Origin of the sequence: Brucella haematophila (assembly GCF_005938105.1) — a bacterium.
Taxonomy (GTDB): domain Bacteria; phylum Pseudomonadota; class Alphaproteobacteria; order Rhizobiales; family Rhizobiaceae; genus Brucella; species Brucella haematophila.
The window spans coordinates 229170-243619 of the sequence record NZ_VCPE01000001.1 but is presented as its reverse complement, the minus strand read 5'-3'; the positions used below and the strand labels follow the sequence as shown (position 1 = coordinate 243619).

The following is a 14450-nucleotide window of genomic DNA, read 5'->3' as shown; positions in this document are numbered from 1 at the left end:
GATCACCGGCCAAGTCGCGGTTTTCCGGGCTTTTGAAAAGTCTTCAACAAAAAGACGAAAAAACTTCAAAAAAGGCCATTGACGGCCGCAACGCGATATGGTGTATGCGGCACATCGAATGGGCGTATAGCTCAGCGGGAGAGCACTACATTGACATTGTAGGGGTCACAGGTTCAATCCCTGTTACGCCCACCATTCGATCCCCAAACAAATCAATGGCTTACAGACTGGAAGCGTTACACAAAAGTAGTGCTCTTTAGGTTCGTTGAACCTGTCTTGAACATAGCTATTGGTACTTCAATCAGCGATTTCAAGGACGATAGAATCACCCCTTCAAAGAGCGGAAAGCTCTTTGAGCACTACTGCGATGCGAAGGCTGCAAAGCATGGAGATCGTTCGGCTACAAGACCGCTACGGCTCAGCTCTGGTTCTGCCGCGATCATAAACAGGAAGGCGAAGACGCCTTGGCTGGACGCCGCAAATAAGCCGTGACTGATTTTACACGAAAATATAAGTTCCCTCCTCAGTTGGGAGGCGCGATATGAGTGACATTTGGAAAATTCGTTTGCTAGCGGCGGGGTTTATACCGGCTGGCTTGCTTGGCATTATCTTCGTCGATCCAACTCAAAGCAACGCGCCCTTGGGTATTTTGGTCCTCAAGCTGTTTGGCACGACCGGAGCAATCTGGATATTTCGTGTAACTTGCGCGGGATTCATTATACTGCCCATTGCGGTTTATTGGCTGCATCACCGCAGCGAACGCCGCGTCAACGCCTACTTCAAACGCCAATCAATGATTGCGCCAGAATCCGACCACACGACCAGACGCCAACAGTAAGCGCCCTACCTTTTTGCAAACGAGGAGGCGCGGCATATGCGGATGGTTTACCCAGACCTATACGTGGGTCGAAATCCACGCGATGTACAATCTGACGGCGGTAAGCCGAGCACTGCCTTTATAGTATCGTGTAAAACCATATGACTGGCGCTACGATCAGTGCCGCCAACGCGATCCACGCCAGCCGCCAGCCGATGCTCTTTGTTCCAAGAAATGCTGTCACGACTATCGCCACCGCTACCATCACGGTAACCGGCCAATAGATCGACATAATAACGAGAACGGTAACCCACCAAGGAAATGAAATCATGGCGCACTTGTAGCCAGCGGCGCCTACCTCAGCAAGATGATAGCGTGCTCCGCCTCAGACGGAGCATCATTTCTAAGCACCACGGCGGGCGCTTACGTCCCGCCTTTTTCGCTATTCTTCTTCTTTTTATCTTCATCGTAGTGAAACTTGATGGCGAAGAACATGGCCGCGCCCAACACGAGAACCTTGAACGCGATCAAGAATACCGGAATCCATTCCATCTTTTGAATATTTCCATACTGCTATCGATGGTGAGGTGCATTAGCACAATATATCCGCTTCAACAGTTCATTTTATTTGATGATGACACACGAACTGCTTAGCGTGCTACCTATCCATCTTACGTACTGCTGAATGTGTCGTTTTGTTAAGAGAGTTGACCGTCGCGTCAGGAACCGGCGGCTGGGTATCTCGTTCATTATTGCGGCGGGCGCTAAACGAATAATGGATAATTGCCATGTACAGGTTTTCGGCAATCGCAGCAGTCATAGTGACAGCCCTTGTGTCCACCGTCCCGGCACAAGCGCAAAGCATTGAAATCGGACCAAACGGCATTCAGGTCAATCCAGATGATGACCGCAGAATGCATCGTGATCGCCGTGATTACGGCGAAACAATCAGCGAGCGTCGAGCAGCAAGAATTGCGCGCAACGAAGGCATGGATGAGGTGGAAAGCGTTTCCAGACGCCGAAATGTGTACGTGGTCAGAGGCATAGATCGAGACGACAATGACATGCGCGTCGTCATCGATAGCCGGAGCGGAGAGGTACTCGAAGTGCGGTGAATTTGCGCTGCCTTGCAGCCAAACCCACCCAGTATCGCCATATCAAGTAGAATCGAAGAGCCGCCCCTCGCCCTGCAATTGCCGGAGAGGGGCGGAGAACTCTGCCGCAAAGCCTTCAGGCTTGAAATCCGACTTGACTTCACCCGAACCCAGAAGCCCCATTCTGATCAGCTTCGAACCAAATCCGGACTTTTGCGGCTTTACAACAGTCGGACCATCCATCTCTTTCCAGAAAAGCGTTAAGGTCGGCTCGTTCTGGCCTTTCGTTACCTTCGCCAGCAACTGCACATGGCCGCTATCATTGGAAAGCGCCCCATATTTGATCGCATTGGTGGTCAGTTCGTGAATGAGTAGCGACAGTGTGGACGCCCCTTTCGGGCCGATCATAATATCCCTGCCTTCAAGCCGGACCCGGTCGCTGACCGCCAGCGCATTTGTAATGCCGTTCACAATCTCCCGCAGTGAACCTTCCGAACTTTTCCCAAGCCGCAGGACATCATGGGCATTCCCCAGTGCAAAAAGTCGCCTGGTAAATGTATGGATCACATCGTCATCTGCATTGTTGTTGAAGGTCTGGCTCGCAATCGCTGAAACCACACTAAAAGTATTCTTTATCCGATGCGCCAGCTCCGCATTCAGGATCCTGGCATGCTTTTCGGATTCTACCTTGGAGGTGGTCTCGATGACCGTATCGATCATCCCGGCAACACGCCCTTTTTCATCAAAAATCGGGCTGTAGCAGAATGTAAAATAGCATTGTTCGGAGTAACCGTGGCGGTCGATAACCAGCGGAAAGTCTTCAATAAATGTCGCTTCTCCGGCATAAGCGCGCTCAATCATCGGAAGCAACTCGTCCCATACTTCCGCCCAGATATCGCGGAAGGATGCGCCCATGCAGTTCTCTTTCTCGCCGAGAATCTGCCGAAAGCCGTCATTATAGATCGTCGTATACTCAGGCCCCCAGACAATTGCCTTGGGGAAGTGTGAGGCGAGCATCATCTGCACAGCGGTGACGAGCGGTGCTGGCCAGTGATCCGGCTCCCCAATCGGATTTTTGCTCCAATCCAGATTTCTTATCTCATCGGCCGACCGTCCGCGTGCATGCAGGAAAAGCACTGCACTATCCATTATTTTTTCCATATTTATGAGGAAGTTACCGAGGCGGGCATCGATCTTAGATTCGTCGCATCACGTATTAAAAGCTATTCCAGTTGCCTCTAATATGTCAAACGGCACTTCAGATCGAAACAATCAGAACAACCGCTCATGAACTCTGAAAAACTCGTTGCCTCAATCGTTGTGCTCGGAGGCGTTATTCTCCTGACGGCGCTCGGTATACGCCTATACGACACCTATCACGGTATCGACCCCACATGGGGCAACACCCATATCGGCGTTCAACCCAGACTGGACGATTGAACGTAACGGCCCACGCCGCACCTTTCCATGACGCCATGTGATTTGTTGCCCGGAACGAACGCAGGGCAATTTCGTTTAGCTTCCTCGGGGGAGCTACAGCAACTGACACCAGCTCACGATGCGCTGATACTTTTCTCAAACGCTTCGAGCGGGGAAAAAGCAACAGGCTCGAAACGGGCGGCAGCGGTAGTGGCGCGGAGGAATGCCATGATTGAGAATGGTTTTGAGGTCCGGCAAGAAGCCGACAACACCTGGTCCGTTTTCGATAAGTTCAGTGGCGAAGTCGTCGTGATTGACGGACATGTTCAAGCACACTTGACTGAGGCAGAAGCCAGAGACGCGCTTGATTTATTGATCCGCAAATACATGGTTCGCCACCACGAGGATGGCAGCGGGCGACTGCCCTAAACAGCGGAGGAAGGAAAATATGAGCAGCGAACTTGAAAAGCAGTTAGAGATCGAAGAGCTTGCGAAACAACTGTTTGAACACGAAAATCCAGACCCTGACCTGGACTGGGATGCTGCCATTGGCAAAATCGTCAGTGGCGCAAGTGTCGGCGGCGGCGTGCCCGACGAGGTGAAGGAGAAATATCGGACCAGAGCTGCGCAAATTCTTAGAGACCGCGCAGAAGCTAAGGAAAACTAGGCATGAGCATCACGCCGAAGCGTGAGGAAGTGATTGCGTTTTCGTCGCCTTATGCGGCAGCCATCAACTCCTTCGCAGTCATGGATGACAGCGACCTCGCCGATCTGCCGGAAGGCGGCAAGCCGCTGAATGTCGCTTCGATACTGCTATTCAGGCCGCGATTGCCGACGGCACGGTGAAGAAGCTTTCCGAGAAGTGGTTCAAGGTGGAGGTAAGCCCGCAAAACTGAGCCAACACAATCGGGCCTGACTCTCGTCAGGCCCAACCCTGACGACGCTGTGACAACAGATTGAATTTACGAATGCGCAGATTGCCGGACCAAAACATAATCATTATCGGAGCGGGACTGGTGGGCTCTGCCATCGCCTGGGGTCTCGCCCGATCTGGTCTGCGTCCAATGCTTCTCGATGGAGAAGACCTGTCCCTGCGCGCATCCCGCGCCAATTTCGCGCTCATCTGGGTACAGGGCAAAGGCGTAGGGGCACCACACTATGCCCGTTGGACAATGCAATCTGCGCGCCTGTGGCCCGCTTTCGCAGACGAGTTGCGGGATGTGACCGGGCTTGATGTGGCGTTGAAACAGACCGGTGCTTTTACCTTCTGCCTCGACGAGCGCGAGCTTCAAATGTTTGCCGAAGACGTCGCAACAGTAGCACGGGAGCTTGGCAATGACGCCCCGGAACATGTTGTGCTCGACCATCAGGGAACGGCCAGGATGGTCCCCTCCATCGGTCGGGATGTGATCGGCTCGATCTATTCGCCGATGGATGGCGACGTGAATTCACTGCGCCTGTTTCGCGCCTTGCATACGGGCATGATCAAACTCGGCGCGTCCTACGAACCGCACTGTGAAGTCTCGTCCATCACCCCGCAAAACGGTGGCTTTCTGTTAAGCGGTGCATGGGGCGAGGTCTTTGCCGAACGCATCGTTCTGGCTGCGGGCAACGGCAATGCAGAGCTCGCCAAGAGTGTCGGTCTTGAAGCGCCGGTTGTGCGCAGCAAAGGTCAAATTCTTGTAACCGAGAAATGCGCGCCCTTCTTTCCCTATACGGCGGCGACGCTGCGGCAAGCGGATGAAGGCGGCGTCATGATCGGCGACAGTCAGGAAATCCATACGGATCGGATCGCCACCAATCAGGATATCAGTGCAGTTCTCGCCAACCGAGCGGTGCGGACGTTCCCGCATCTGGCCAATGTCAATGTCATTCGCAGTTGGGCCGGGTTTCGGGTCAAGACACCGGACGGCCTGCCTGTCTACGAACAATCCGAAAGCCACAAGGGCGCGTATGTCGTCATGTGCCATTCTGGCGTCACGCTTGCAGCCAACCACGCCCTGATCGTGGCGCAGGAAATAGCAGCCGATGCCAAACAACTTGCTGGTGATGCGTTCTCCGGCCGGAGGTTTCATGTCTCCTAAAATGTTCCTGAAAACTGAGACACCAGAGGAAACCGTGACGATCACATTCGATGCGCGCACCTTGACGGTGCCTGCCAATGTAACTGTCGCCGCAGCGCTGCTTGGAGAGGGCATCACCCGGCTCAGAGACAGTGTCGTTGGCAATCAGCCGCGAGCGCCTTATTGCCTGATGGGTATCTGTTTTGAGTGTCTGGTCACCATTGATGGTGTTCAGAACCGCCAGGCCTGCATGACGCCCGTGGTCGATGGAATGGTCATTTCTTCGCAGACCGGCGCGCGTCGGGTGGAACTGTGACGACCATGCTCAAGAGAATTTCCGATATTCATGCGCTCGACGCGGCCTACGACCTCGCCATTATCGGCGCCGGACCGGCAGGCATGTCGGCAGCCGCAGAGGCAAGCGCCACTGGCGCCAACGTGGTTCTGTTCGACGAAAACCCAGCCGCCGGCGGCCAGATTTACCGTGGCATTGAACACAATACGACTGCCCGCAGACCGTTTCTCGGCACCGACTACTGGCGGGGCAAAGAAGTCCTGAAAGCATTCATCGCCAGCAATGCCACCTATGTGCCGCAGGCCCTCGTTTGGAGCGTGGAACCACAGGATGGCGGCGACAGCGTGGCGCTGCGCGTGTCAGTGGGCGGCAAGAGCGGGATTGTCCCCGCGCGCCGGGCGATCTTCGCGACCGGCGCGATGGAGCGCCCGATGCCTGTCAGGGGCTGGACATTGCCGGGTGTAATGACCGTTGGCGCGGCACAGATTGCACTGAAGACTTCCGGCCTCCTGCCCAGCGGACGTGTGGTTCTGGCAGGAACCGGTCCGCTGCTCTACATGTTCGCCGCGCAGCTGTTACAGGCGGGGGGCAAGGTTGCGGCTCTGCTCGATACGACGCCCGGCGCAAATTACGCGAAAGCTGCGCCAAACCTGCTCTCATTCCTTTTCTCCCCCTATGCCTTGAAGGGGCTTTCCCTGCTTTTGAAGGTGCGCAAGTCGGTACCGGTTTATTCCGGTGTCACCGATATCGTCATTGAAGGAAAAGACGAAGCGGAAGCGATCTGCTTTTCGGCAAAAGGCAAGATGCACAGGCTTGCTGTCGATAGCGTGTTCCTGCATCAGGGTGTGATCCCCAATAACAATCTCGCCAATGCTTCCGGCTGCGCGCTTGTGTGGAACGACAGCCAAAAATGTTTTCAACCACAACTCGACGAGAATGGTCGTTCGTCTGTTCCGTCCATCTATATTGCTGGTGACGGCAGCGGCATTGGCGGTGCATTGGTTGCCGAACAGAGCGGACGTATCGCTGCGCTCGCGGCCTGTCGGGATATCTTTCCGGCATTGGCCACAACGTTGAGTTCGCAAATCGCAAAGCTGCGTGCGCAGGCGCGGCGCTTTGAACGCGGGCGATCCTTTATCGATGCGCTCTACCTGCCTGCACAGGCATTTCGCGCACCGGTAGACAGAGACACGATTGTCTGCCGTTGCGAGGAAGTGACCGCAGGCGCAATCCGCGACGCGGCGACCTGTAACATCGCCGGCCCGAACCAACTGAAAACCATGTTCCGCTGCGGGATGGGGCCTTGTCAGGGTCGCATGTGCAGTTCCACTGTCACGGAAATTCTGGCCGAGGTGCAAAACCGCGCGCCGGAAACGGTCGGCTTCTATCGTCTGCGTGCCCCGGTGAAACCGGTGCCGCTCAGCGAAATCGCAGCACTTCCTCAAACCCCCGATGCTGTTTTCGCCGTTACCGGCGAGCAACCGGAAAATTCCCCAACCATCTGAAAGGATTAAACTATGGCTGAGCGTTTCATTCAGACGCCGATCATGCATCGCGTCGTCGAGCACAACGGCATTGTCTATGTCGGTGGAACCACCTGTGACGACGAAAGCCTGGATATGGCCGGGCAGACCCGCGAAATCCTCGCCAAGCTCGACAGCTATCTGGCGCAGGCTGGCACGGACAAGACCAAGCTTCTGGCAGCCACCATCTTCGTAACGGATCTCAACAAGAAGCCTGAAATGGATAAGGTCTGGAAGGAATGGATCGATCCTTCGCTGTTGCCAACTCGTGCAACCGTTGGCGTTGCCGATCTGGGCGGCGACACGCTGATTGAGATCGTGGTTTCCGCTTACAAATAATCGACCTTAAAAACCTCGTTGGTTTTGAAAAAAGAAGCCGCCGACTGGATGAAAGTCGACGGCTTTTCGCTTTTCCGGCCGATCTTGCTGAACGCTCAGGTCACCACTTGTTCTTCATAGGTCTTTTTGACCCGTGGGACACAAAGGCAGATTGGCACAATCAAGACCGCAATCAGCATCATCGCCACAAAGGTCGCGTGCAGCGCATTTTGAAGTGCAAGCCGAAGCGCCTGCTGGTCCATCAACATCTCCGCACCATTCAACAGGTCGCGAAGTTGTTCTGACGTAATCGCCTCACCGTGATTGGCGTTCGCAAGACCGTAGGTCAGCACCGCTCCCAGAACAGTCGCTCCAAGCGTACTGCCCAAATTGCGCGAGAAGACGTTCGATGCCGTGGCACTCCCACGCTCAGACCAGCTCACGCTGTCCTGTGTCAGGATCAGCGCCCCGATGTTGAGCAGCCCCATACCGAACCCCATGATCAAAGAACCGGCCCCAGCGAGTGTGGCTGAACTGGATGGGGTGAGCATGACAAGCAGCGACGTTCCGATCGGAATGCAGATGCTGCCCACAATCATGATTGGACGCAATCCGAAACGCGTAAACTGTCGCGATGCAATCGTCGCTCCGCACGGCCAGCCCAGCAGCAACATGGTCAGGGCAAAGCCCGCGACCACCGGAGAACGGTTGAGAACCGTCTGCACATACATCGGAAGGAATGTTGTCAGTCCCATGATCGACATACTCGCCAGGAAAACCGCAAGATTGGAGAACGCGATGGGACGCTTCAGCCACAAATCAGGCGCAACCATCGGCTCCTTCGCGCGGCGCTCCTGCCAGATGAAGGCGACCAGCGAAACACCGAAAAGCGCTAGCGCAAGAATTCCCTCCAGCGAAACCGCGCTCTCCATGAGCGTGAGTGCAATCATCAGGGAGGAGATGGAGACGGCGAAAAGTGCCGCGCCAAGCACATCAACCGATACGCGACTTGACCGCTTCTCTTCATGCAGGAAAAGGAGAAAGCCGGATGCGGCCAGAATACCGACTGGCACATTGATCCAGAACACCCAAGCCCAGCTCAAATTGTGAATGATCAGACTACCAAGCAACGGACCGACAACGGCTGACAAGGCCCAGACACTGGCAAGATATCCCTGAACCTTGCTGCGTTGCGCTCCCGGAAAAAGATCGGCCACTACGGTCATGGCCGCAGGCTGGATCGCCCCTGCCCCGATGCCCTGCAAAAGCCGAAAAACAATCATCGACGGCATCGACCATGCAAAGCCCGCCAGCACCGAAGCGACCAAGAACAGGGCAATGCCAACGACGAGAACCGGCTTTCGCCCATAGATATCGGCGAGCTTTCCAAACACCACAGTCGTCGCCGTCTGGGTCAAAAGAAATGACGAGAACACCCAGGAATACAGATTAAGCTGGCCAAGTTGCGCTGCGATCTGCGGCATCGCGGTCGACACAATCGTTGCTTCGACGGCGATCATGGCCATGCTTGCCATAATCGCGGCGACAACCAGCCCGCGATGAGAGTGTTTTTCAGTCATGGATTGCTTTCAGACCAGAATTGGCCGCCGTTGTGAAGGAAGCCTCGCGCTCTTGCGCCGCTTCTAGCCCCAGCAAACCACCATCGCAATAGCTTACGCACCGCGTGACTACACATTATCGCGACCTCACACGGGTCAGTCCTTACCAAAGCATGGCAAAAAAGTAATTCGCATGCAGTTTGAGCCATAACAATGCTCTGGCTGCTTGTTTTAACGCGTAACTTATCCGAAAACCGCGTCACAGGATACAGATGCTTGCCAACGATTGGAGAAGGCCATGACAAACAGCACAACGCCCTATTTCCTTGAGGATACGGACGAAAGCGAGATTTCTTCCGATGTCGCAGGCATCGGCAATTTCCTGGTGACCACCCACGTTCCCATCCGGGCAGATGGTTCCATGGAGACCGGCGACATAACCGCTCAAAGCGAATGCACGCTGAATAGCCTCAAAGCATCGCTCGAAAAGGCGGGCAGCAGTCTGGCGAATGTCATTCACCTGACGATCTATCTGACCGACATCAATGAACGCCCGGCTTTTAACGAAGTCTATCTGCGCTTTTTCAAAAAGCCGTTTCCGGTTCGTTGTGCCGTGGGCGTTGCAGGCCTCGCTACCCCGGAAATGCGGGTTGAAGTCACGGCAATGGCCGTGCGCAATCCATAGTCGGCAGCACCGTCGATCATCGCCGCTGCGGTTTATAGCGGCCATTCTTATGCGCGCAGTTTTGGTGCACCAGACGCTGAAAATATGGACAGATCGGCTTCTGTTTGGTCTGTCCCACACAACACGACATCAACCGTAGCCACTTTGACCAATGCGGCATTCAGTGTCTGTCGACAATCGACTTTCCTCCGTTCAGTTCTTCCATTAGCTAGAAGCAATGAACGAGCAGAATTCACTGAATATACCGCTGAAGGCATCTTTCGGCGGATGGAAAGCGCTTCCCTGGATAGCTTGGGGCCATAACAACATCGGGCCGCGGCTAACGCTCCATGATGACCGCATTGAATTCCGGCTTTTTCGCCTACGCTCCAAGCCATATTCCAGCGTGTCACGCGTCGACTATCGCACCATGCGTGGCACAGAAAATATCGTATTGGAGTTCAAAGATTCGCTGACAACGTTCATAGGCAATGCGACGGATCGCACCTCGGCACGCAATGCCGTGCGCTATCTCGGTGAAAAAGGCTGCACCTTATCCGCAAACGCTTCCGCTCTGCTCGAAGATATCGCCGCACTGAAAGCGTCTTAGGCTGGCGAACCGTTTCTCTGAGCGGTTGGATATTCCCTGAGAGGGCTTGACGAACACGGTTCGGATACACAAAACCAAACCGAAATTTCAATTCATGCCTTCTGGCAAACGGGAGTAGTCAACTGTGGCAGTCGGTCGTCAATCCATGCCGCCGCTCAATGCGCTGGTGGTTTTCGACAGCGCGGCCAGACTTGGCAGTTTCTCCCGTGCAGGTCTGGAGCTGGGCCTGACACAGAGCGCTGTCAGCCGACAGATCGGCAAGCTGGAAGCCTTCATCGGCTCCAAGCTCTTCAATCGTCTGCCCGTCGGCGTACAGCTGACCGCCATCGGCGAAAGTTATGCCTCCGAAGTCAGTCGATTGCTTGGCGATCTCAGCGCTGTCACAGATGGCCTTCGGGCGTGGATCGGCCCCCGGCAGATCACCATCGCCTGTTCGCGCGGCATTGCCGACCAATGGTTTCTCTCACGCATAGGCAAGTTGAAGGCAGAGATCTCAGGCATTGAAATCCGGCTGCGCGTGACGGATGACGTCGCCCACCTGCGCCTCGATGAGTTCGATCTTGCATTGTTCTATCGCAAAGAGCGCCCCATCGGCGTCAATCTCACAGTGCTGGGTCGAGAGGAAGTTGTGCCGGTATCGGCACCGGGCGTGCCCAATATCATGGAGCAGGAAGCGCCGGTGCTGCTTGCTATCGAAGATACAATGCGCGAATGGCAGGGATGGCCGGAATGGTGGCACGATGCCAAACTGTCGCCGCCCGCCGGCGCGCTGGAATGGCGGCTTGGCGATTACGGCCTTTGCGTCGCCGCGGCAACGCAAGGCATCGGCATCACGCTCGGCTGGACATGGCTGATCAAGGAACAGCTTGCGAGCGGGACTTTGGTGCCCGTACACAGCCACATGATGCGGTCGGACGCCTATTTCTATCTGATGCGACCTGCCGACCGTCACCAACGCAAAATCGTGCGGGAAGTGGCCGACTGGCTGATTGCAAGCAATGGAACCGATCCGATCACGTAAAGATGATCGGGCCGGCGAAACGCATCATTCCTGCGGGAGTGCGGCGCGGCGGCGCGACACCATGCGGAAGCGGATATACCCGAAAACGGTAATAACCAGCCAGGCTACCTGCGAAATGAAGGAGCCGAGGTTGAAGTTCCAAGCCAGCGAATAGATCAGGGCGACGCCGCCCAGCACATTCAGCAGCGGAATGACCGGATCGTCGACAGTAAAAATACGCAATTGAATCAGCGCATAGCCAAGAAGGTAAAAGAACGCGCCCACCAAGCCGATAACATCCGGCAAACCCATTTTCGATCTCCAGGATCATCCAAATCTGAAAAAGCAGGGACAGCTTCCCTTACGGAAAAGCGCCCCTGCCGGTACTGTTGGACGCTCCTTTATTCCTGTTCGCGCAAATGCCAAGACACACATTTCGCATGGGGGTATGCTTAAAAGTCATACCCAGAAATCCGACATCAACCCTTGAAAATAAGGGCTACAGTAAGCTACCCCACCCGCAAAAGCCGATAAGCTATGACTTAAACACAGGGGTACAGAATGCCTGAGCAAAAAAGCCAGTTTCAATTGACGCGTCGTTCTTTCATGGCGGGCGCAGCCGGCCTCGGTCTGGTGGGCATCACCGGTATGAGCGGCCTGATCACCTCGCCCGCTGCGGCGGCAGGCGAAGGCGCGCCAAAGAAAGGCGGAGTGCTCAAGCTCGGCATCGGCGGCGGCAGCACGACCGACAATTTCGATCCGCGCCTTCTGAAGGACTGGGTTCCGGTCAATCAGGCCTACATGCTGATGAACGGCCTTGTCGAAATCGACGCCAATAACAAGGCTGTGCCTGAGCTGTTCGAAAGCTGGGAACCATCAGCCGACGCCAAGGAATGGACCTTCAAGGTTCGTCAGGGCGTGACCTTCCATAACGGCAAGACGCTTGACGCCGACGACGTCATCTATTCGATCAACCTGCATCGCGGTGAAACCACATCTGGCGCGCGTTCGCTCGCATCGGAATTCACCGATGTCGCCAAGGTCGATGCTGGCACGGTCAAGATCACGCTGAAGAGCGGTAATGCCGATCTGCCTTACATCCTGTCCGATTATCACTTCCTCGTCGTTCCGAAAGACTGGACCGATTTCAACAAGCCGGTCGGCACCGGACCTTTCGTTTTCGAGCGTTTCCAACCGGGTGTGCGTTCGCGTTTCACGCGCAATGAAAGCTATTGGAAGCCGAACACGGCATGGGTTGATGCAGTTGAAGTCATCGTTATCAATGATGTGTCTGCCCGTACCAACGCCATGATGTCCGGTCAGGTGCACGCCATCAACCAGCTCGACTTCAAGACCGTCGATCTGTTGAAGCGCAATCCGAACCTCAACATCGTCCAGTCGTCCGGCGGCCAGCACTTCTCCTTCCTGATGGATTGCACGCAGGCACCGTTCACCGACAACAATGTCCGTCTTGCCGTCAAGCACGCCATCGACCGTGAACAGATGCTCAAGACCGCCTTGCGCGGCTATGGACGTCTGGGCAACGACAACCCGATCCCGAGCACCGACCCGTTCTTTGACGCAGCACTGCCGCAGCGCGCCTATGACCCGGAAAAGGCCAAGTTCTATCTGAAACAGGCCGGCATGGATTCGCTGAAAATCCAGCTGTCTGCTTCCGATGCAGCCTTCACGGGCGCTGTCGATGCCGCTGCGATCTTCCGCACCGCCGCCGCCAAGTCGGGTATCGAGATCGATATCAAGCGTGAACCTGCAGACGGATATTGGGACAATGTCTGGATGAAGGCGCCGTTCTGCATGTCTTATCGTGGTGGTCGCCCGACCGCCGATCAGGCCCTGTCGGTCGCTTATGCATCCAACGCATCGCAAAACGATACGCATTGGAAGAGCGCTGATTTCGACGCCAAGCTGCTTGAGGCCCGTGCGATGCTCGATCAAGCCAAGCGCAAGGAAATCTACGCCGAATTGCAGGCCATGATCAGCAATGATGGTGGCGCGCTTATTCCGATGTTCGGCGACTATCTCGACGCCACCTCCAAGAAGCTCAAGGGCGTGACCACGCATCCGATGTTCAATCTGATGGGTGCGCGCCTTGCCGAAAAAGTCTGGCTGGAAGCATAAATGTTCGTTCTAATCATCAAGCGTGTGGGGCTCGGGCTCCTCACGCTGTTCCTCGTGTCGGCGTTGATTTTCGCCGGCACGCAGATCCTGCCGGGTGACGTGGCGTCCGCCATTCTCGGTCAGAATGCCACGCCGGAAGCGCTTGCGACGCTGCGCGAAAGCCTCGGCCTCAATCAACCGGTCCTCGCACGCTATTTCGCGTGGCTGGCAGGTTTCGTGACCGGCGATCTCGGCACCTCGCTTGCCAATCAGCAACCGGTTGCCGATCTCCTGTGGCCGCGTTTCTGGAATACGATGGCGCTTGCAGCCTTTGCAGCGGTCATCAGCGTCCCGATCGCCATTCTCTTTGGCCTCATCACTGCGGTAAAGCGCGGCGGCATCTTCGACCGCGTTGTGAATATCGTGGCGCTCGCCTTCGTTTCGCTGCCAGAATATTTCCTCGGCCTTTTGCTGATCCTGTTCCTTTCGATCCGCTTCAACCTGTTGCCAAGCCTTGCCGATACCTATGAAGGCATGACATTCCTTGAATGGATTCAGGCCACTGCCCTGCCCGCACTGACGCTGGTTCTGGTGACCGTTGCGCAGATGATGCGCATGACACGCACCGCCGTTTTGTCGGTTATGGATCAGGCCTATGTTGAAACCGCCTATCTGAAAGGTCTGCGCACCAAGCGCGTTGTGACCAAGCACGCTTTGCCCAATGCGGCAGCGCCTATCGTCAATGTGGTGGCGTTCAACATCGCTTACCTCATCACCGGCGTGGTGCTTGTCGAAGCGGTCTTCAACTATAACGGCCTTGGCCGCTTCATGGTTGACGCCGTTTCCAAGCGTGACCTTCCGCTTGTGCAGGCTGCGGCCCTCGTCTTCGGTGCGGCCTATGTCATTCTCAATATCATCGCCGATGTCGCTGCCATCGCGCTCAATCCGCGCCTGAGGCACCCACGGTGAA

20 protein-coding genes, 1 tRNA gene and 1 pseudogene are annotated in these 14450 nt (G+C 55.6%); 17 read left to right on the top strand and 5 right to left on the bottom strand.

The genetic code is table 11. The annotated features are described in order from the left end of the window. Window positions 1-120 precede the first annotated feature (120 nt). Window positions 121-195: transfer RNA gene (locus FGI60_RS01140), tRNA-Val, on the top strand. A gap of 346 nt (window positions 196-541) precedes the next feature. Further along, window positions 542-838 (top strand): hypothetical protein, encoded by a 297-nt coding sequence (locus tag FGI60_RS01130; RefSeq protein WP_138783559.1) that lies wholly within the window; start codon window positions 542-544, stop codon window positions 836-838. A 118-nt stretch (window positions 839-956) separates the two neighbouring features. Here the strand turns inward: FGI60_RS01130 and FGI60_RS01125 are convergent, their stop codons facing one another. Both FGI60_RS01125 and FGI60_RS26640 read right to left on the bottom strand, forming a co-directional pair. Next, on the bottom strand, window positions 957-1148 hold the full coding sequence (locus tag FGI60_RS01125; RefSeq protein WP_138783558.1) for a hypothetical protein: 192 nt from the start codon (window positions 1146-1148) through the stop codon (window positions 957-959). Between the two features lie 92 nt (window positions 1149-1240). Beyond that, a complete protein-coding gene (locus FGI60_RS26640; RefSeq protein WP_268898779.1) occupies window positions 1241-1369 on the bottom strand; it encodes a hypothetical protein in 129 nt (42 codons plus the stop codon). A 236-nt stretch (window positions 1370-1605) separates the two neighbouring features. Here FGI60_RS26640 and FGI60_RS01120 point away from each other — a divergent pair, with 236 nt between their 5' ends. Further along, complete coding sequence (locus tag FGI60_RS01120) at window positions 1606-1932, top strand: PepSY domain-containing protein (RefSeq protein ID WP_138783557.1); 327 nt, start codon at window positions 1606-1608, stop codon at window positions 1930-1932. A 42-nt stretch (window positions 1933-1974) separates the two neighbouring features. Here the strand turns inward: FGI60_RS01120 and FGI60_RS01115 are convergent, their stop codons facing one another. After that, the gene (locus tag FGI60_RS01115) at window positions 1975-3060 is read right to left on the bottom strand and encodes a sensor histidine kinase (protein WP_138783556.1); all 1086 of its coding nucleotides are present in this window, start codon (window positions 3058-3060) and stop codon (window positions 1975-1977) included. A gap of 138 nt (window positions 3061-3198) precedes the next feature. Here FGI60_RS01115 and FGI60_RS26190 point away from each other — a divergent pair, with 138 nt between their 5' ends. The 9 genes and pseudogenes from FGI60_RS26190 to FGI60_RS01080 all read left to right on the top strand — a co-directional run bounded on the left by FGI60_RS26190 (window position 3199) and on the right by FGI60_RS01080 (window position 7550). Beyond that, window positions 3199-3351, top strand: coding sequence for a hypothetical protein (locus FGI60_RS26190; protein WP_162762630.1), 153 nt, complete (start codon window positions 3199-3201; stop codon window positions 3349-3351). Window positions 3352-3558: 207 nt separating this feature from the next. Next, entirely contained in the window at window positions 3559-3759 is a 201-nt protein-coding gene (locus FGI60_RS01110) for a DUF480 domain-containing protein (RefSeq protein WP_138783555.1), read from the top strand. A 19-nt stretch (window positions 3760-3778) separates the two neighbouring features. Next, on the top strand, window positions 3779-3997 hold the full coding sequence (locus tag FGI60_RS01105) for a hypothetical protein (RefSeq protein WP_138783554.1): 219 nt from the start codon (window positions 3779-3781) through the stop codon (window positions 3995-3997). 2 nt (window positions 3998-3999) lie between these two features. Beyond that, window positions 4000-4176, top strand: a complete 177-nt coding sequence (locus tag FGI60_RS01100) for a hypothetical protein (protein WP_171058662.1) — start codon at window positions 4000-4002, stop codon at window positions 4174-4176. Continuing rightward, window positions 4131-4226: pseudogene (locus tag FGI60_RS26460) on the top strand (ABC transporter substrate-binding protein); the annotation flags it as partial. The gene FGI60_RS01100 and the pseudogene FGI60_RS26460, both read left to right, overlap by 46 nt. Window positions 4227-4298: 72 nt before the next feature. Beyond that, a complete protein-coding gene (locus tag FGI60_RS01095) occupies window positions 4299-5414 on the top strand; it encodes an NAD(P)/FAD-dependent oxidoreductase (RefSeq protein ID WP_138783553.1) in 1116 nt (371 codons plus the stop codon). Between the two features lies 1 nt (window position 5415). Beyond that, window positions 5416-5709 (top strand): (2Fe-2S)-binding protein, encoded by a 294-nt coding sequence (locus tag FGI60_RS01090; RefSeq protein WP_138783840.1) that lies wholly within the window; start codon window positions 5416-5418, stop codon window positions 5707-5709. Next, a complete protein-coding gene (locus tag FGI60_RS01085) occupies window positions 5706-7193 on the top strand; it encodes an FAD/NAD(P)-dependent oxidoreductase (RefSeq protein ID WP_138783552.1) in 1488 nt (495 codons plus the stop codon). The genes FGI60_RS01090 and FGI60_RS01085 overlap by 4 nt, the downstream gene beginning before the upstream one ends. A 12-nt stretch (window positions 7194-7205) precedes the next feature. Next, window positions 7206-7550, top strand: coding sequence for a RidA family protein (locus FGI60_RS01080; RefSeq protein WP_061345658.1), 345 nt, complete (start codon window positions 7206-7208; stop codon window positions 7548-7550). 95 nt (window positions 7551-7645) lie between these two features. On the opposite strand, the gene FGI60_RS01075 is transcribed toward FGI60_RS01080, so the two are convergent. Continuing rightward, the gene (locus FGI60_RS01075) at window positions 7646-9109 is read right to left on the bottom strand and encodes an MDR family MFS transporter (protein WP_138783551.1); all 1464 of its coding nucleotides are present in this window, start codon (window positions 9107-9109) and stop codon (window positions 7646-7648) included. 277 nt (window positions 9110-9386) lie between these two features. Between FGI60_RS01075 and FGI60_RS01070 the strand changes: the two genes are divergently transcribed. From FGI60_RS01070 to FGI60_RS01060, 3 genes are all read left to right on the top strand, one after another. Beyond that, a complete protein-coding gene (locus FGI60_RS01070) occupies window positions 9387-9773 on the top strand; it encodes a RidA family protein (RefSeq protein ID WP_078338912.1) in 387 nt (128 codons plus the stop codon). Between the two features lie 217 nt (window positions 9774-9990). Beyond that, the gene (locus FGI60_RS01065) at window positions 9991-10362 is read left to right on the top strand and encodes a hypothetical protein (protein WP_138783550.1); all 372 of its coding nucleotides are present in this window, start codon (window positions 9991-9993) and stop codon (window positions 10360-10362) included. A gap of 124 nt (window positions 10363-10486) precedes the next feature. After that, window positions 10487-11383, top strand: coding sequence for a LysR family transcriptional regulator (locus FGI60_RS01060; protein WP_138783549.1), 897 nt, complete (start codon window positions 10487-10489; stop codon window positions 11381-11383). A 24-nt stretch (window positions 11384-11407) separates the two neighbouring features. Here FGI60_RS01060 and FGI60_RS01055 read toward each other — a convergent pair whose 3' ends face one another. Next, window positions 11408-11674, bottom strand: a complete 267-nt coding sequence (locus FGI60_RS01055; RefSeq protein ID WP_061348194.1) for a CBU_0592 family membrane protein — start codon at window positions 11672-11674, stop codon at window positions 11408-11410. Window positions 11675-11923: 249 nt separating this feature from the next. Between FGI60_RS01055 and FGI60_RS01050 the strand changes: the two genes are divergently transcribed. Continuing rightward, complete coding sequence (locus FGI60_RS01050; protein ID WP_121539576.1) at window positions 11924-13501, top strand: ABC transporter substrate-binding protein; 1578 nt, start codon at window positions 11924-11926, stop codon at window positions 13499-13501. Beyond that, window positions 13502-14449 (top strand): ABC transporter permease, encoded by a 948-nt coding sequence (locus FGI60_RS01045; RefSeq protein WP_078338919.1) that lies wholly within the window; start codon window positions 13502-13504, stop codon window positions 14447-14449. Window position 14450 lies beyond the last annotated feature (1 nt).